We start from the raw sequence: 18,123 nt of genomic DNA, 5'->3' as shown, positions 1-18,123 counted from the left end.
GCGACGAACCCTAGCGTCGGGTGAGTGCCCGGCGCGCCAGTCGCCTCGCACGAACTGCCGTATTGAGTGTCTTTTCCTGGACCCGAGACATCGGATACACCGCATCGATGGTCGCCAACTTAAGCTCGCGAGCGCGCTCCACCGCTTCAGCTGACATTCCTTGCCCCGGCATGATGTTAGTTTCAGCCTCGGCATAAGGGTCGGCCACGGTCCACTGGCTACCCGCTGCCGTCACCAAACCGTGCTTCACGGTGTAGTAATTCTCCACATGAGCATCCAATGCCACGCCATGCGCTCCACGCGCAGCAGCAATCAAATGTGGATGGAACCTCGTGCTCAGCCACTTTTGTCCCGCTCTTACTGGCAGGCCGTGATTCCACAGTTCGAAGAAGCGGACCATCAGGACATCGTCGACAAGTTCCGGTGCGTGCTCCCGAGCAAGCTCAGCCACCCGAGTCCACACCAAACTGTCAACCTCTGGGATCGCCTCCACCACAGCAATATCCGAGCCGCGCACACCCCACGATTGCAGAATCCGAATCGTCGCCAGCGCCAGATCCGTAACTGGATCCGACTCTGCCTCGGCTGCCGATTCTTTCAACAGATCCGACTGCAAACACACCACGACATTGCGCTCACGTGCAGCTTCAGTACCAAATCCGAGTCCGTTGTCCTCCAAATCTGCACCGCCGAGAACTGTCCACGCATCATCGCCCGTGCAAGTGACGGCACAGCGCTCAGCCAAGGATTCGCCAACATACTGCTTAACGAGCTCCGTCGACCCCTCATCTCTGAGATCAATCCGGTCGAACCTCGGCCAAACCTCCCGCAATCGCTTCGCAGTCTCGGCCCCGGGCAAGAGGCCGATACCGGTCATCACTCGTAACGCCTCCGACTCACCAGCCACCGACGCTGCCGCCACCACTCCCGCGTGTTCTGGCCACATATCGTTGAACCAACCGCCACCCAACACGTGCACCACGTCTGCGGCCTGCGCCAACCGCAAACCGCTTTCCAAATGCGGCACTGCTTCCGGATTCCGCATGCCCTCTTCCGCGATCCGTACGACCTCGTCGAAGTGAGCGGATTGCGGATCTGCTTCACGACGAGCCTCGTCGCAAAGCCGAAACAGCGTATCGGTGACGGTGAGATTTGGATGCAAACCCGCATGGAGGACCGCGACGGAACCGGGTGTGCGGCAATCGAGAATGACCCTCGCCGAGGGGCGTCGGCGCGCAAGAGTTCGCAACCAGGCTGCGGCGATAAACTCGTCACCGAAGTTTGGCAGCCCGGTGGGCGCGACCAGGTAGATCAATTCTCTGTTGCGGTACATGTCAACAACGGTACCTGGATGCTGACCGCTGTTTGAGGTGGTTAGGCGTACTTCTTGGCGATATCGTATGCCTGCTCCGCATACTTGCCACGAAAGAGAATCGCGTGCATCAGGACCGCGTAAAGACGATGAAGCGGCGCGCGCTCCTCACGACCTGGAAGCGGGTGCACTTCTTCGTACGCTGCGTAGATCCGGTCCAAGTGAGGCATGCCGAACAGCCCCAGGAGCGCGAGGTCTTCTTCTCGATGCCCGCCATGAGCTGCCGGGTCAATGAGGATTGCTCCCTCCTCGTCCCACATCACGTTGCCCCACCACAAGTCACCATGAACACGAGCTGGTGAATCATCGGTATCGAAATCACCGTCATGTAGGCGTTCGAGAAGCCGATCGAAGGCGGCCAGTTCCCGCGTTGTGTACTCAGAACGCAGCTGTGCCAGCGCCGGACGAAGACGGTCGTTCGCCCAGTACTCGCCGAAGGTGGTGCGTGGTTTTAGAGACATTGGGTGCGGGTCATCGAGAGGGCCAAAGAACCCCGGACCATCCCAACCATCAGGTGGACTGCCCCACGCTGCAGCTCCTGCGTCGTGGGTAATCGCAAGCGCTGCACCGAACTTCTCTGCTTTTCGCGCGGTAGCTTCTGACTTCACAATTCGGTTCAAAGTCAATTCAGTCCGACCAATGCTGACCACATCGACCACGCGAGCTCCCCCTGCTGGTTCGGCTTCTTTGAGCCAACGCAGACCAGCAGCTTCACATTGAAAGAAGCCACGCGGTGCGCCACGGTGCGATTTCACGTGCACAGCGGGTTCTTTCACACGCGAATAGCGAGCAGGGGCGGTGGCTGAGTTCCGGTTTGTGGCCGAGCCGAACTGCGAGTTCTCCATGTATTCAGGATATGCCAGTGAAAATGCTGAGGTAATGCGCTGGGTTGGGGCTCGTGAGTCGCGATTGCTGTCTGGTCGCTTGTGCAGGCCGGTCGACCTCATCGAACGGCAACATTGTTCGTGTAGGTGTTTATGCTCGCATCTTCTATCCTTTACACCTATGGACGGTAACGACATGCCCCGAAACCCACGTCCGCCGCGCAGCTCCAGCGCCGACGGCGACTTCGTGCGGGGGTCTGACGGTCGACCGCTACTAGATAGGTACGGGCGGCCGATCAGGCGTCGCCAACCGGCTCAGAGCCAGCGCCCCCAACGTCCAGCGCAAAGTCAGCCACCAGCGCAGTCTTCACGCGCTGAACGCTCCGCGCGCTCCGCGGGTTCTCGCGGTGGTCAGTTTCCGGCTCAGCGTCCGGCGCAGCATCGAGAAGCAGATCCTCGTCGCCAGCATGTAGAACCGCGCCATCGCCCAGAGCCAACGCGCCGTGGAGAGCCGCAGCGTCGATCCGAGTCGCCGCACCGATCTGAAGCGCAACACACACGAATCGAGCAAGCGCCGCTCTATCGCAATCAGGATGATCCGCGCTTTCCTCCACGCGACTATGACCCCAACCGAGCCGTTCACGATGCTGGTTCGGCGCAGACTTCAGGTCGACGGGCAAGTAGTTCCCGTGATTCCCGAGGTGCTGGCGTAGGGTCGGCACGCGCGTCACTTCGCGACCGCGCCCACAGCATGCGTCTCCCACGCGGACGCAACGGTCGCCCATTTAGCGTCCGCCGAGCACTACGTGCAGCCTTCCTCGCACTCCTGCTCTTCATTGCGGGCGGGTTGATCTTCGTCGAGCTGTCCCTGAACCGCACGACGGTCTTCGACAACCTCGCTGACCGCCCCGGCCGTTCCATTGCTACCAACTGGCTTCTGGTTGGTTCAGACTCACGCGCTGGGCTTACCGACGAACAGGCCGCAGAGCTCTCCACCGGCGCCGGTGATTTCGGCCAGCGAACCGACACCATCATGATTGCCCATATCCCAGTCGTGGGTAAGGCAAAACTAGTGAGTATCCCCCGCGACTCTTTTGTCGAAATCCCGGGGCATGGCACAGACAAGATCAACGCGGCATTTTCGTTGGGTGGGCCGGAGTTGCTGACGGACACCGTCGAAAAGTCCACCGGCGTGCGCATCGACCATTACGCAGAAATTGGTTTCGGCGGTTTCGCCGGCATCGTTGATGCAGCTGGAGGCATCGAAATGTGTCCTCCTGAGGCAATTCAAGATCCCCTAGCTGGGCTTGATATCCAGGCTGGATGCCAGAAGTTTGATGGCAAGAATGCGCTCGGCTATGTCCGCACGCGTGCAACGGCGCAGGGTGACTTAGACCGCGTTGGCAGGCAGCGCGAATTCATGGGGGCGCTCATGAAACGAGTGTCGTCGCCATGGGTGCTGTTGAACCCGTACCGCACGATTCGCCTCGCCAACGCAGGCGTTAATTCGCTGACTGTTAGCGAAAAAGACCACTCGTGGAACCTCGGCTGGCTCATGGCACGACTGGCCATGGGCACAGAATCACTCACGGTGCCCACCGCCGGCACGATGGACACCGATTACGCAGGAAATGTCTTGCTCTGGGATGAAAATCAAACAGAACAGTTCTTCAAGGACTTGCGCTAAAAGACTTAGCGCAGCGTGACCTGGCGGGACACGATGGTTTCGCGGGACTTACGCTCTTCCGCCGTCAATGGTTCGGTGACAGCAAGTGCATCCTTGATGCGCTTGTCAGCGTCTTCAATGGCTTCATTCCACGAGTCATAAGGCTTGGTGTTATCCAGATCCCATACCGGAACCAGCACGCCATCGGCGCGGAAAACACCCGCGAACTTGGTCCCCTCGCCCATGGTCAAGTGGTCAGCTGCGTGGACTCGTGCCAGAGCGTCGAGAAGCTCGGCCTCCTTTTCCAAGCGGACCCAACGAATATGCGCGCGCTCGCCCGGATCAATCCACCACACGGCACCAGCGACATCAATGTCCAAACGGTAAGACGGCAACAGCGAGTCATTAGCCACGCGGAGGTTCTGCTCGACCAATTGAGTGCGCTCAATACCCTCTGGCAGCCACCATTCGAAGTCCTGATGAACGACGATGTCGTCCGGCGAAACGCCGGCGAGCAGACCGCTCAACTCGACAGCCTCACCATCAGTAGCGCCAGTAAGCTGCTGGCCAGGCTCAGCGTCGCGAGCCCATAGCAACGCACGCGCCAAATCCGCTGCAGCGTCGTTAGACCGAGCCTGGGTCTGCATAGCGACAAAAGCAGTCACGCCATCCTTATCCTCGCGCGTCAACGCAGCGATACCACCGGGAAGGACGGTGCAAAGGAAGATGTTGCGATCCGAATCGGTGACCTTCACAGGCACAACCACAGAAGGCGCGAACTCGCGCAACGCAACCAAATCAGCTTCAGCCGCAAAGCCTTCGAACGGACGAGGGTTGCCAGCCAAACGGGCTCGCTCAGCAGCGCGAGCAGCCAACTTAGCCTGACGACGGCTCATGCCCTCAGGAACATCATGTGCACGATTCTTACGAGATTTCTTTCCCACGCCAACTAACTTACTTGGGCGCGTTCAGACCTGCGCCATGACCCAACCTCTGCGGCACATTTCGTGGCACAAAAGCCCCTGCATCAGCGCGTTTCCGCTTTGCCTCGGCACCCGGAGCCGACTGCTCCAATCTTGCCGTATCAAGAACTGCTCTAGCTTCTGCAGGCCAATCAGTGGCCAGCCACTGCACACCACGGGCATGCGCAAAGGTCACGTCAGTGTCGGTTTTCGCCAACCAGCTATACAACGGCTTCTTCCACCCCGTTGCCCCAGTTGGATCACGTCGAGCGCCCACAATATCCACACCCATGGACGTTGGACGTCCGAGGTACCGTCGTAAAGCAGTACGAGGGCTGGGCGAATCAACGAGCTGGATGCGATTCAGCTTCGGCAGCATCGTTCCCACTGCGCTCATCGAACGAGTAGAGAAACTAATCACATGGGTCCGCTCAGCCGTATCCAAGCCAAAGTGCTTCAGCTGCTCCCGAAGCTTCCGCTCAGTGCGCAGCCCAGTCATGACCGGGTGTTTTGTCTCGATAAACACTCCCAAATCAGGATGCGCTGACACAAACTCCAGGAAAGTCTCGAACTCAAGAATCGGCTGTGGTGCCTCTTCCGTCCCAGCATTCAACGTCCGCAACTTGGAAATCGGCATCGCCCCAATCGGCCCGCGCCCATTCGTGGTCCGATCCAGCAAGCGATCATGGAAACACACCAAATGCCCATCACCGGACAGTCGAAGATCGCACTCAACGCCGTCCGCACCTTGTCGCACTGCCTCTTCGTAGGCTGCAAGCGTGTGCTCTGGAAAAGTGCCCGACGCTCCCCGATGCGCAACAATCTGCATCAGTCGTTCTCCTTGATGAACAACTTCTCGATACTGTCATCCAACGGTGGCGTCACCATCGTTAGTTCCGCCTTTGCGCTAGTAGCGGGCTCGATGATGCCACGACTCCAAAAGCCCGGCTGTGGCGCTTGCCTCCCAAGCATTACTTGACGACGACCTGACTCAGGCTCCAACGCCAACGCAAGGGTTCGAGCAGTGATGGCGGTCGTCGCAAAGGCGAGACACAGCACGACACCGCTTTGAAAGTTCGTCAGCGCGCTATCACCGACGATTGCCCAGATCAGGCCCAAAGGCCATAGGGCGCACGTCGCGAACCACACGTATCGGGCAGAACCTGTAACCCCAGTTTCAGCGAGGGCAACAACCGGACCGGTGATGTTGCGGACTGGCCATACATGCATCGTCGAAATGGATACGAAGTCGCGGTTCAGCGGTGGCTGCCAATATTGCGCACGGCGTTTGAGGGCAGCCAACGTGATCCACACGAACACACCCACAACCGCGGCACAGACACCCGCAATGGCGAAGAACAGCGTAGAAACGACGCGGAAGATATTGGCCTTGAAAATATCCGAAGTGTGATCCGTGTACCCAAGCGACAGCGCGACCAGGCCAAACGCCAACATCACAAAACCAGCAACTGCCCAGTTACTTACCGCTCGGGCGCGAAAACGCACCGGAGCATTCAACTGCTCCGGAGACATCAGACCAGGGTGTGGCTGAGGCCAGCCGGTGCCTGGTTGCTGCCAATTCATGCGCCCTCGCTCTACTCCATACGTTGCACAGGCGGCACATGGTGTTTGGCCTGCGCACCGTCGGGGACCTAGTTCATAGTGTTTTCTGGATGATACTCCGCATCCCAGCTGCGGATACGACGCAACATGATGCGGTTCTTACGCTGCGAACGACCCATCTTGTTCGCCAGATTATCCAGAATCTTGATCGCGTCGTTAATGTGAGGGCCCTTGTTCAACATGACGCACTCTGCACGCAGGGCAAACGCTGCGTCGGTGATCTCCGCGCGCGATGGCAAACCAGCCTTGGCGAGGGTCTCCAGCACCTGGGTACCCAAAATGGTTGGCAGGCCAGCAGCCTGTGCCAGCGACAGAATCTGACCTGGAACTTCACCCATGCGGTTGAAGCCGAGCTCCACTGCGAGGTCGCCACGAGCAATCATCAAACCAACGTTTCGACGACGCATCACCGTCAACATCAGGTTTGGCAAATTCTCGAAAGCTGGGATGGTCTCGATCTTCAGCACAATGCCCACATTGCGTGCCTTTTCTGCCAGTTCAGGCTGACCAGCCTTCTCGTGCTCCTCCGCAATACCGTTGATAACGTCCAGCACCTGCTCGACATCGTCAACCGTTCGAATGAAGCTCACTGCAGCTACGTGGGCGTTTTCCACGACGAAACGCAGGTGCTCGATATCCTCATCCGTCAAGGATGGGAACGGCAGAACGGTGTGTGGCAGGTTGATGCCCTTGTGCGCAGCCAGATTCTGTCCGCCCGGCTTCGCACGCGTGACGCGAAGACGCGCATCCAGGAACTCTCCGCACGGAGACTCTCCCTTTTCGATGACTTCTGCTGCAATTGCGCCGTCGTCGAAAAGCACTGGCTCCCCAACCTGGAGCGCTTCAAGAGCTTCAGTAAGAGAGCAATTGATGCGTGGAGCGAAACCAGGATCTGGGATTGCAGTTGGAGTTGGATCGGAGGTGAGGACCATCTCGTCGCCAACTTCGAAGCGAAGCTTCTGCACCGTTGGTGGGATGCCAGTTGCGCGGGTCTTTTCGTAGTCACAGCGCAGCAGGGTGCCGTCCAGGACGTAAGCGTTGCGTGGACCTTCCGCCAGTACGCCACCGTCTTCAATACGGGTGACGGTGAAATGGCGCTTCGCAGAACGATTGTCGTGGAAAGTGATCTCCGAGCCGATGTGCAGGCTCTGCAACCAACCAGCATCAACCGTCAGTGGCAGTGCTGGGCGACCTGGCAAATCAGCAGGTGGCGGCGTAACTGTCAGCGCGCGGGTTGGCTCACCCGAATGCGTATCTTCAGCATCGACTGGGCCGCCCATATCGACCTGACGCGGAGTCAGCCAGATCTTCGCAGGAGTCAACACGGTACCAGCATCATCACGGGTGACTCGCGCACGACCAACGCTTGGACCAGGTTCGATGTCACCGGTGCGCAGCTTTGGACCAGCCAGGTCCATCGACACCTTAATGTCGCGGCCAACCTGCTCGGCAGCTGCTTCAACATTGTCGATCATGCGACGCCAAACTTCTGGGCCGTCGTGCGCACAGTTGATGCGAGCCAAGTCCATGCCGGCCTCGGCGAAACCGAGCACCATCTCGGCATCGTCCGCAGCCTCAGACGGAAGGGTCACCATAATGCGCGCCGGAACGCCTTCGCGTTCTTCGCCGAACAACATTTCGGCGTTGTTTTCGAGTGCTTCGTCCGCTGCCTCGTCATCAGCAATGATCGCAGCGACGTCGGTATCTGACTCCTGGCCACTAGCCAGCTTCAATACGTTGCGGGCCAGTACCAAACGCCCGCGAGTACCAGATTCAGCGGTAGTCAGGCTGGTGACGCCCAAATCGTGCAGCTTATTCTGCAAGTCGCGGATATCGATCGTGCGCAGGTGCGCGTAATGCACCAAGTTCTCTGCACGACGACGATGCTCTGGATGCACCTCCTCCAGCTGACCTTGTGAAGCCTCGGCAGTCTTATCGAGCTCAGCGAGCAATCCGTCGAGCTGTTCAATCAGCGGAGCGATGTCATGCGACATTGAGGTGCACTCTCCCTACGTACGTAACTTTTAGTACTTCACATTGTGGGTCGAGATGACAGAAAGTTCATCCGGACAGATGACTTTCCGTGCTTTTGTCACCCATTGTTCACTTTGTCCTGCCAAAACGGATCCTGAACTTCGCGGAGTGCAGCAACCGACGCATCAAACTTCTCGCGCTCGTGGTCGTTTAACTCGAGCTCTACGACACGACGAATACCGCGCCGATTCACAATCGCTGGCGTACCGACGTAGATGTCGTTATGCCCATACTCACCGCGCAGCAGCGCCGACACCGGTAACGCCACCTCCTGGTTTTGCAGGATTGCTCGGGAAATACGCGCCAGTCCCATACCGATGCCATACGACGTGGAACCCTTTGCATCGATGATTTCGTACGCAGCATCACGAGTTCGGACGAAGATCTGCTCAAGCTCGTCGCGAAGCTCAGGATTCTCCTCCAGCCGTCGTGCCAGGCTCACTCCAGCTACGGTAGCGCTGGACAACACCGGCAACTCGGAGTCGCCGTGTTCACCGATGATGTACGCGTGTGCGCTCATCGGAGAGACCTGGAAGTACTCGCCGAGCATGTAGCGGAAGCGCGCGGTGTCCAAAATGGTGCCCGACCCAATGACGCGGTTTGCAGGCAGGCCAGAAAACTTCCAGGTGGCGTAGGTGAGGATGTCAACAGGATTGGTGGCAACGATGATGATTCCGTCAAACCCATTAGCCATGACGTCGCCGACGATAGAACGGAAGATCTTCATGTTTTTGTCCACAAGCTGCAAACGTGTTTCGCCAGGCTTCTGAGCAGCGCCGGCACAGATCACAACGATCGCCGCGTCTTCGCAGTCAGCGTATGTTCCCGATGTCACTTTTGTACGGCTTGAAGCCCACACAACGCCATGATTCAGATCCATGACGTTGCCTTCGGTCTTCTTCTCATCAATGTCAATGATTGCCAGGTGGTCACAAGTGCCCTGGTTGACCAGGGCGTATGCGTAGGCGACGCCAACATCGCCAGCACCGATCAGCACAATTTTGTTTCCGACGGATACCTTCATGAACGTCTCATCTCCATTTGAGTTCACATGAGTTCGAACGCGGATGGTCAAGCTAGCTATCTCGGGTCTTACCTCTCGTACTGTGGGTTCTTCGCTGACTTCTCGCAACCGCAACGGTCCACGCTCGCACCGGGTTCCCTTGAAAAGTTTTCGGACTCTCTTCAAGATGAAGTCATGAACCTCCAGCGTGCGCTCACGGCTGCCAGCCGAGTCGCTGCTTTTCGACGTCCCCACCGAGGCTTTCCCACCAATCCAGGCCTGATCGGCGCCGAAATAGCATCGTGGGCTGCGTTTTCGCCATCGCTGATGCCTCGATCAATGGTGCCGACAGCCGTGGTGACTTTCACTGCGCAAGTCGCTGGGCATGTGGTCGGAACAGCCGTTGGGTACGGCTTTCGCCGATTGGATCGCAGGTTGCGCGCTACTTCATTGGTGCGGTTCGCGCCCCCGCCACGTGTCGAAAGAAACATCGCGGTGTCGTGGCATTCCTCTATCGCTGCGACCACTATCGCGGTGTGGGCGCGGTCGATTTCTCAGCAACGTGAAATTGGTTCGCTCGTCGGTTTGGACGGTACCTCATCCGCAAAAGCGCAGCTCACCGGTACTCTGGCGGCGACAAGCGCCTACCTGACAACTCAAGGGCTCACCTTCGCGGCTGATTGGGTGTACGACAACCTGCGGATGTCCATTAGGCCGTGGCTTCCCCCTGGCTTCGCGCCGGTGATTTCCGGCGTTGTACTTGGCACTACGGTCGCGTTGGCCGTGGATAAGTTGTTGATTCGCAGGATCGTCGCAAAGGTGGCTCGCAATGCGCACAACCTGAATATGCGTTTGCTGCCGGGACGTCAGCAGCCGTGGGAGCCACAGCGATCAGGAAGTCCGTGGTCATTGGAGCCGTGGCATGCGTTGGGTGCGCAGGGGCGCGCGGTGGTGGCGGATGGTCCGCGGGCACGCGATATCGCGGCGGTGACGAAGCGGGATCGCAGCGAGGTCATGGAGCCGATACGCATTTATGCGGGGCACGTGCGAGGTCGTAGCTTAGCGGCGCAGACGGAGCTGATCATTCGAGAAATGCATCGCACCGGTGCTTTCCGACGCGACCATCTGGTCGTCTACACCACCACGGGCACCGGATGGACGCCGGAATGGTCGCTGGTCACGGTCGAATTCTTGACTCTCGGTAATTGTGCGCAGATTGGCCTGCAGTATTCAGATTTGCCGTCGCCTTATGCTTGGTTGGCTGATCATGACACTGCCCCGCTAGCTGGTCGAGCTTTGATCAATCGGGTGTATCGCGAATGGCAAAAACTCCCGGAAGACAACCGCCCGAAGTTCTACGTAGCAGGCGAATCACTGGGCGCTTTTGGTGGCACGAGCGCGTTTTTTGATGCGGAAGACATGCTGTCGAAGATTGATGGAGCCGTGTGGTCAGGCGCTCCTCGATTCACTCCGATGTGGCAGGAAATCACCAAAAACCGAGACCCTGGTTCTCCCGAGATCGCACCCACTATTGACGGCGGTCGGCACATCCGCTTTGCTACCCGGCCGAGGGAGCTCTACGAGTCGGTATCTGGGGCACCGCTCGGACAGTGGCTTCATCCCCGGGTGGTATTCCTACAGCACGCATCGGACCCGATCGTTTGGTGGGACTATTCACTCGCTTGGCGACGACCTGACTGGCTTCGTGAACCGCTCGGCCGCGATGTGCTGCCAACAATGCGCTGGTTCCCCTTTGTAACGTTCTGGCAAGTTCTCATCGACGGATTAGTCTCGACCGAAACCCCCGGTGGAATTGGTCACCGCTACGAAGAAGAAATGCTTCCTGCCTGGGCTTCTGTTCTTGGTTTGCCAATGAAAGAGAAGCTTAAAAGCGCCAATGGCATCAAATTCAAACGCATTCGGAAATGGATTAAACGCAACCATGCCCCTCGGTTCTAGGGCTTTCATTGGCATATTTCTCATGAAATCTCCCCCGCACGTCGAGGCAGGAGTCGTTATGGTGTGTGCCAAAGCGATCTTTACTGATCGACTCCAATTTGAGAAGGGACGGTGCTTTCCTCATGAGCATGTTCGACAAGGCAAAGCAGTTCGCAGCAGATAACCCAGACAAGGTTGACCAGGGCGTTGATAAAGCCGGCGACGCAATCGATGCCAAGACCGGTAACAAGCACGCTGAGCACGTCGACAAGGCTCAGGACGCTGCACGCAACCACCTCAATAAGTAAACGCGCTCCTACCCGCAGGAAATGCCCGTCGCATGGATTGGGCAGTATCCCTGCGGGTTTTTGCGTAAGTAGCCACGGTGAAATTCCTCAGCTGCCCAGAAACTTCCTGTCGGAGTCTGGCCGAGCGGCGTGACTTCGGTTGTCACTGGCCCGAATCCTGCTCGCGAAAGTCGCTGCCCATAGTTAGCCAGGAGTGCGGTGGTGACTGCCATCTGATCGTCGTCAAGTGGGAATACTGCAGAGCGGTACTGCGGGCCAATATCGTTACCTTGACGATCCCCTTGCGTCGGATCATGCGCCTCCAACACCACTCGGAGCAACTGGTCAAAGCTCGTTTCCCCAGGATCGAACGCGACCAACACCGATTCCGTGTGCCCTGTTAGACCGGAACACACCGACCGGTAATCCGGCTGCTCGGTGTGTCCGCCGGCGTATCCCGGCAGGGTTGTAACCACACCTGGCTGCTGCCACAACAATTTCTCCACGCCCCAGAAACACCCGGCCGACACGATCAGCACCTCGCAATTCGCTGGCCACTCCCCGACCGGGTTGCCCAGGACAACATGCTTCCCGACGACCGGAGCCCCAAGAATCTGCTCCGCCGAAAAAATGTGGTTGTGATGATTGCGCGACTCATTCGACATATGGCTGATGATAATGGTGGAGGGGGACGTCGTGAAGCATGCTTTTTGTGGGAATTTTTGGTTTTCCGCGCGCGGATTAAATAGACAAGGCCGAATAGTTGGCTGAGAATATGCCTATTTTCGAATGTATTCTCTTGCGTAATTCCCGATCTTGCGTACCATCGGTTGCACAGAAGTTATTTCGTCAAATGAAGGAGGACCATTTTCATGGCTACCTACGAGCTTCCACAGCTGGACTACGCTTACGACGCACTCGAGCCACACATTGCGGCCGAGATTATGGAGCTGCACCACACCAAGCACCACCAGAACTACGTCAACGGCGCTAACGCTGCCCTGGACAAGCTGCAGGCTGCCCGCGAAAACGGCGAAGTTGCCTCCGTTGTTACCGCTCTGTCCAAGGACCTGGCGTTCAACCTTGGTGGACACGCCAACCACTCCATCTTCTGGAAGAACCTGTCTCCAAATGGTGGCGGCGAGCCAACCGGCGAGCTGGCTGAAGCTATCAACCGCGACTTCGGTTCTTTCGAGCAGTTCAAGGATCACTTCTCCGGTGCTGCTCTCGGCCTGCAGGGCTCCGGCTGGGCAGTGCTTGGTTACGACCACGTTGCTGGCCGTCTCGTCATCGAGCAGATGACCGACCAGCAGGGCAACATCTCCATCAACCTGACCCCACTGCTGATGCTGGACATGTGGGAGCACGCTTTCTACCTGCAGTACAAGAACGTTAAGGCTGACTACGTCAAGGCTGTTTGGAACGTCTTCAACTGGGATGACGTTGCAGAGCGTTTCGCAAAGGCTTCTAAGTAAAAGATCTAAGTAAGAAGTCAAGCAAGTAAGCGATTACGCCGGTAGGCGATTCAGCTTGCTTGTTGGCTGGTCAGTTCTGCTGACTTTGCAGTTGGCTTTATAGCTAACCTGAACGCGCTTCATGCACTTTATGTGCGTGGGGCGCGTTTTGTGATTTCGAGGTGCGGGTGCAGGAGCGGTTTCCGGTGCAGGAGCGACATAGTGGCGTAGATTTCACGCCTGGCGATGCGTGCTGACGCGTTTTCGTGAATCGTGCGGGCCCGCGTACCTCATGGAGGGAGACTCCTAAAGCACAATGCTTTTCCATCTGCACCGCCGTCTCCTCACGCTCCACAATCAATTTCCGCAAAACGCCGCGCACCTCGTATCGCCCTGAATACGCTCACCCTCATGACCGAGTTCGCACATTTTCAGAACATTTCCGTGAGTTTCGAGCAGCTTTCCTCTGACGGTGGCGATGTTGCGGGGAAGGTAGCCGTCGTCAAGCTGAACCGTCCGGAAAAGCTCAATGGCCTGACCATCGACATGCTCCGCGACTTATCCACCACCGCCCGAACGCTCGCCCGCGACCCCGAGTTACGTGGCATCATCCTCGCAGGTGAAGGCGCTTCGTTCTGTGCTGGGCTCGATTTCGGCTCCGCTCTGCAGCCGACGCGATCCGCCCGTTTTGCGCTCGCCACCGGCTTCCTCCCCGATATCCACGGCACGAACGTGTTCCAGCGCGCATGCTGGGATTGGCGCCGCGTACCCGTTCCCGTTATCGCAATCGTGCACGGCCACTGCTACGGCGGCGGGTTGCAGATCGCCCTGGGCGCGGACTTCCGCATCACCACCGCCGACTCACGTTGGTCTGTGCTGGAAACCAAGTGGGGGCTCATCCCAGATATGTCTGGTATCCGCACGCTCACTGATCAACTCCCGCTTGATCAGGCGAAATGGCTCACGATGTCCGGCGAAGAACTCTCCGGCGCCTCCGCCACTGAGTTTGGCTTAGCGACGACTACTGCCCTCGACCTCACCGTCGCTACGGAAGAAGCATGGTCGATGATGCACAAACTCGTGGGGCGCTCACCAGATCAGCTAGCAGCGACGAAACGCTTGTATACGAATACCTCGAAATCCCCGCGCGCAACATTTCGGGCCGAACGCATCGAACAGCTCATGCTCTTCGCCAGGGAAAATACAGTCCGTGCACGCTCGGCAGCATTGAAGAAGGTCGCACCGCGCTATGCCCGGCGCGGCACCTGGCTAGGTCGGGGTTAGTCCTCTTCCGGCAGCAGCTTCGCTAGCGCCTCGACTGATGGGCACACGTACCAGCTTCCGGAGATCGCGTCAGTGAAGCGAGTCAGCGCATCGCGTGGCCCTTGCTCGTCGTCGGCTCCGGCCATGCGACGGAGCATTTCTTCCATGCGCCACTGGTCAAAGGAAAATCCGACGAACACTGTGCCATGGTCATTATGGTCTCCGTACGCGGTGTTACGTCGGAAGATTTCCAACTCCTCGCCGTCGACCTCAATCACATTTCGAGAGACGTGGGAATCGTCGGGCATGACGTGGTCGTCAAGCTCGGTGGAGTCATCGCGTGTTCGCCCAATGACATCTTCCTGAGTCTTGGTGTCCAAGCTTTCCCAGTCGACCGTCTTGTGCTTCCACAGCTGGTACAGCAGGATCGACGCACCTGCGCCCGGCTGACCTGCTGGAATCGCGACCACACCCGGAGCTTCGAGCGCACCTGGGTTCTCGGTACCGTCCTCGAACCCGGTCAGATCGCGATTGTGCTGGTAGACCCAACCAACTGTCTCGTCAGCCACAGTCAGAACCTCCCGCAGTTGCTCGATGATCGACCGCGACAGATCGAATGCTGCCGACCGCGACGATGACGCTACCCACAACCACACATCGTGCTGAGTCGCCGGCATCGTGTACCCGTCACGTCCCACAATCGCTTCGTTAAACCCGTGCACATTGTCCGGTACGTCCGCCGCCTCCGCGACACGCGCCCACAATTCCGGACGGACACCTGCCACGATGTTTGCACCTGCGGTCGTTGGCACGTTTATCGCTTCAGCTAGCTTTGCGACGGCCGTCGCCAAATCAACACCATCGATTAGATCGAATTCGATGTAGACGTGATCAGTAACGCCGATTCCGGTAATTCCACTTTGATGAGCCATGTATCCATGGTGCCTGTCCATAATGTGGTTGTGCCACCAAATTGGCGACGTTGCTGGCGGATGGTAGTGGTCACGCCTTCAACTGTCTGGCTACGGTTTCGGCAACTTGCTTCCGTGCGGAATCTCCTGGGTCGCTTGACCAGAGTCCAACCAATCGCGAATGTGTGCCACGGAGCGACAGTCGTCACCGTTGTAACGAAGTAAGGCAGCACGCGCGCTCTCGGCCACAGTAGGCGCGATTTCTGCGAGTCCAACTGCTTGTTCGTACAACGTAAGGGACATTTCGCCATCAACTCCTTCATCGCGCCAGTGGAACCCTGCCATCGGTGCGACGACCTTCAATCCCATCCCGTGTGGCGACAGCAGCTGCGACTTAGTTACCCGGAACATGTCGGTCCACATATCTGACGAGATGAACTCATCAATCTCTGAACGCAATGGCACCCGGATAACGGTTGAGCCTTCGCCACTCTTGCCTTCGCTGTTCTCACCATCACGGTCACCAACAATCGCACCGTCGACCACAAACTCCATGCCACCGAAGCGATCAGCGCTTTGCCGCAGCCAGTAGTTCTCGCCTTCCGCAGCCCAGCAATACACGCGAACGGATTTACCGGCACGCAGTGCGTCATTGCACCGCTTCATCAACCATGTCCAAAACAGCGCAAAGTTTTGTGCTTCCGCCTGACCGCCAAGCCCTTTGTCGCCCGGCGCGGCCCATGTCACGAAAGGTTGGTAATCCTCGCCCACCGGCCACGCTCCCCACAAATAAGCTCCGTGAGACGGGTACGCCTCCATATCGATGTCTATCTCCACATCGGCTCGGGGTGCTGAGGTGACATCAACTCGTCGTAAAGCAGGAATATCAGCGAGCACCGCCCGGGCTAGCCAGCTCTGCTCTCCGCAGTTGTCGGCGGCAGCAAGCTCTCGGACGGTGGAAATGCCCTGTTCGCGAAGCTTCGAGGCGCGGTCGCCCGGGAGCAACAGCGAGATGTCATCGCTGTGGCGAAGCTCCTCATCGCATGCGTCATGCCAACGGCAACCCTTGCACTCCCTCACTTTGCGAGCAGCCAACGGCCACCGTCCGACCTCCCACCGAGATGGTTCACCAGTGACTGCGTACACGGTCTCGCGGGCATCCCGAAGGGCGGCTCGATACGACGCCACCCGTGGCCCCTCATCGACCACCACAATGTTTTCCCCATCAGCGCCAATGCCGCCGACAAGACCACTCGAGACACCCAACCTGTGCAACAGCGCCGCAGCCTGCCCCAGGCGCACCGCATCCGGGCCGTGGTGCCGCAACCTCCACTTTTGCGTTGCGACGATCCCCTGCCGCATCGTGCGCCCAAACACCCCTGGTCCCGCAAGACGGGTGAGTGGCAAGATCTTTGCTGCCGGAGCACGCCCCTTGTGGGGACTAAGCAACTTGTGCGCGACGATTAGTACCGGCATGTAGCGAGGCCCGTGTGTCTGTGGAGCATCGTCGATTTTCACCAGTAGATCAGGACGAGACTCCTCGGCAATGCCAGAGAAAGCTCGTTGGTTCATGGCACGGCCGGCGGCATCGTAGGTGGCAGGCGGACGCTCATGTCTCAATACTGCGCCGATGATAAATGGAGCACCCGCTGCCATTGCTTCCAATGTTTCGAGGTCCGCATCTGGCCCATCCTGGATGACAATAGGATGCGGAATTGCAGCCAAGACAGCATCCTTGTGGTGAGAGCGAGATTCCTCAACTGCGTTCTTCACCTGACCTTTGCCCTGGTATTCCCATAAATCGCGAACCAATCGGTAACGGCAACCGATAAGATCGGAACCGGTAACAGGCTTGGCCAAAGATTTCAGGGGAGTCACAGTGCTCAAGAATATCGCCTCCCGCGCTCAAATCGCGTTACCCTGGTAGTTACTAAATAGTTAGATCATTAGCCGGATTTGAACTATCTCACGCTGACCATATAGCTGAACGAAGAACAGGACATCATGAGTTTCTTGGACGCAATGCGCGAACGTCGTCGCGATATGAAGCTGGAAGTAAAGGCCGCAACCGCTAAGGCCAAGGCGGCCGCCAAGCACGAGGCAAAGCTGAAGCGCGAGACGAAGAAGGCCGAGAGCAAGGCTGCCGCGAAGCAAGCTAAGCGCGACCAAAAGATGATGGAAAAGGCTGCTTCGATGGACGTCAAGCAGGCTAAAAAGGAACTGAAGAAGCAGCAGAAGCTGGATGATCGCGCGTCGAAGCGCATGGTCAAGATCCACAAGGGCGAGACCAAGACTGAACGCAAGGCACTCGCTGCAAAGCAGAAGCATCAGACCGCGATGGCCGCAAAGATCTTGGAGCAGCAGCGCGCGCAGGGATTTACTGCAGATAAGGCAAAGAACTGGGTCGCTGCAGCTCGCATGATCATTCCAGTTGCCCTGCCATTGGCCTACCGTGGCATTGCGTTCCTACAGAACCGAGAGCTGAATGCCAAGGCCCAACAGTACGGTGTCACCGGCGCGGAATCCGCACGCTTTTATGGTCACGGTGCTGGCTTGCGTGCACGTATCGGCAAGATCCGCACGGCTTTGGACGATCTCGAGCGTTCCAACAAGTCAGGAACCAGTGGATTCGTAAAGGATGCGAAGAAGCGCCTCGAGGTTCTCGACGACTCTGTAGAAACTGCCGAGCGGATGACCCCGGATCAGCGTCGCCGCACGCATAAGTCGATTACTGCCGAGCTGAACAAGCTGGATGGCGAAATCGTCGAAATGATTGGTAAGTAACA

Annotated in this window: 17 protein-coding genes; 6 read left to right on the top strand and 11 right to left on the bottom strand. The window is 58.0% G+C overall.

The features are described from left to right. Positions 1–10: 10 nt before the first annotated feature. The 3 genes from WG938_RS08505 to WG938_RS08495 all read right to left on the bottom strand — a co-directional run bounded on the left by WG938_RS08505 (position 11) and on the right by WG938_RS08495 (position 2,918). Positions 11–1,333 carry a polysaccharide pyruvyl transferase family protein gene (locus WG938_RS08505; RefSeq protein ID WP_339979704.1) on the bottom strand — a complete coding sequence of 441 codons (1,323 nt, stop codon included), beginning with the start codon at positions 1,331–1,333 and terminating at the stop codon, positions 11–13. Positions 1,334–1,374: 41 nt separating this feature from the next. Then, positions 1,375–2,217 carry a fructosamine kinase family protein gene (locus WG938_RS08500; protein WP_339979703.1) on the bottom strand — a complete coding sequence of 281 codons (843 nt, stop codon included), beginning with the start codon at positions 2,215–2,217 and terminating at the stop codon, positions 1,375–1,377. 275 nt (positions 2,218–2,492) lie between these two features. Beyond that, on the bottom strand, positions 2,493–2,918 hold the full coding sequence (locus WG938_RS08495; protein WP_339979701.1) for a hypothetical protein: 426 nt from the start codon (positions 2,916–2,918) through the stop codon (positions 2,493–2,495). A gap of 29 nt (positions 2,919–2,947) precedes the next feature. On the opposite strand from WG938_RS08495, the gene WG938_RS08490 reads away from it, so the two are divergent. Next, a complete protein-coding gene (locus tag WG938_RS08490; protein ID WP_339979700.1) occupies positions 2,948–3,883 on the top strand; it encodes an LCP family protein in 936 nt (311 codons plus the stop codon). A 5-nt stretch (positions 3,884–3,888) separates the two neighbouring features. Here WG938_RS08490 and WG938_RS08485 read toward each other — a convergent pair whose 3' ends face one another. The 5 genes from WG938_RS08485 to WG938_RS08465 form a co-directional block, all read right to left on the bottom strand. Then, complete coding sequence (locus WG938_RS08485) at positions 3,889–4,806, bottom strand: DUF5926 family protein (protein WP_339979699.1); 918 nt, start codon at positions 4,804–4,806, stop codon at positions 3,889–3,891. A gap of 10 nt (positions 4,807–4,816) precedes the next feature. Further along, positions 4,817–5,653: a glycerophosphodiester phosphodiesterase gene (locus WG938_RS08480; RefSeq protein WP_339979698.1), complete on the bottom strand. Its 837-nt coding sequence runs from the start codon at positions 5,651–5,653 to the stop codon at positions 4,817–4,819. Continuing rightward, positions 5,653–6,408 (bottom strand): hypothetical protein, encoded by a 756-nt coding sequence (locus tag WG938_RS08475; protein ID WP_339979696.1) that lies wholly within the window; start codon positions 6,406–6,408, stop codon positions 5,653–5,655. The genes WG938_RS08480 and WG938_RS08475 overlap by 1 nt, the downstream gene beginning before the upstream one ends. A gap of 68 nt (positions 6,409–6,476) precedes the next feature. Beyond that, positions 6,477–8,441: a pyruvate kinase gene (locus tag WG938_RS08470; RefSeq protein ID WP_339979695.1), complete on the bottom strand. Its 1,965-nt coding sequence runs from the start codon at positions 8,439–8,441 to the stop codon at positions 6,477–6,479. A 98-nt stretch (positions 8,442–8,539) separates the two neighbouring features. After that, the gene (locus tag WG938_RS08465) at positions 8,540–9,505 is read right to left on the bottom strand and encodes an L-lactate dehydrogenase (protein ID WP_339979694.1); all 966 of its coding nucleotides are present in this window, start codon (positions 9,503–9,505) and stop codon (positions 8,540–8,542) included. Positions 9,506–9,679: 174 nt separating this feature from the next. Here WG938_RS08465 and WG938_RS08460 point away from each other — a divergent pair, with 174 nt between their 5' ends. Next, entirely contained in the window at positions 9,680–11,443 is a 1,764-nt protein-coding gene (locus WG938_RS08460; protein ID WP_339979693.1) for an alpha/beta-hydrolase family protein, read from the top strand. A gap of 122 nt (positions 11,444–11,565) precedes the next feature. Continuing rightward, positions 11,566–11,730: an antitoxin gene (locus tag WG938_RS08455; protein WP_339979692.1), complete on the top strand. Its 165-nt coding sequence runs from the start codon at positions 11,566–11,568 to the stop codon at positions 11,728–11,730. Between the two features lie 8 nt (positions 11,731–11,738). On the opposite strand, the gene msrA is transcribed toward WG938_RS08455, so the two are convergent. Then, positions 11,739–12,374, bottom strand: a complete 636-nt coding sequence (msrA, locus tag WG938_RS08450; protein ID WP_339979690.1) for a peptide-methionine (S)-S-oxide reductase MsrA — start codon at positions 12,372–12,374, stop codon at positions 11,739–11,741. Positions 12,375–12,581: 207 nt separating this feature from the next. Between msrA and WG938_RS08445 the strand changes: the two genes are divergently transcribed. Beyond that, positions 12,582–13,184 (top strand): superoxide dismutase, encoded by a 603-nt coding sequence (locus WG938_RS08445; RefSeq protein WP_339979689.1) that lies wholly within the window; start codon positions 12,582–12,584, stop codon positions 13,182–13,184. 390 nt (positions 13,185–13,574) lie between these two features. Further along, entirely contained in the window at positions 13,575–14,447 is an 873-nt protein-coding gene (locus tag WG938_RS08440) for a crotonase/enoyl-CoA hydratase family protein (protein WP_339979688.1), read from the top strand. Here the strand turns inward: WG938_RS08440 and WG938_RS08435 are convergent. Together WG938_RS08435 and WG938_RS08430 are read right to left on the bottom strand one after the other, a co-directional pair. After that, positions 14,444–15,358: a Dyp-type peroxidase gene (locus WG938_RS08435; protein WP_339979686.1), complete on the bottom strand. Its 915-nt coding sequence runs from the start codon at positions 15,356–15,358 to the stop codon at positions 14,444–14,446. The two genes, WG938_RS08440 and WG938_RS08435, sit on opposite strands and share 4 nt — an antisense overlap. A 90-nt stretch (positions 15,359–15,448) precedes the next feature. Then, on the bottom strand, positions 15,449–17,215 hold the full coding sequence (locus WG938_RS08430) for a ribonuclease H-like domain-containing protein (RefSeq protein WP_339979684.1): 1,767 nt from the start codon (positions 17,213–17,215) through the stop codon (positions 15,449–15,451). Positions 17,216–17,341: 126 nt separating this feature from the next. On the opposite strand from WG938_RS08430, the gene WG938_RS08425 reads away from it, so the two are divergent. Beyond that, positions 17,342–18,121 (top strand): DUF6474 family protein, encoded by a 780-nt coding sequence (locus WG938_RS08425; RefSeq protein WP_339979682.1) that lies wholly within the window; start codon positions 17,342–17,344, stop codon positions 18,119–18,121. The last annotated feature ends 2 nt before the right edge of the window (positions 18,122–18,123 follow it).

The organism is Corynebacterium sp. H113 (assembly GCF_037572315.1).
GTDB lineage: Bacteria > Actinomycetota > Actinomycetes > Mycobacteriales > Mycobacteriaceae > Corynebacterium.
Note: the sequence above shows the minus strand (reverse complement) of the source record. Positions and strands in the feature narration are given on the sequence as shown.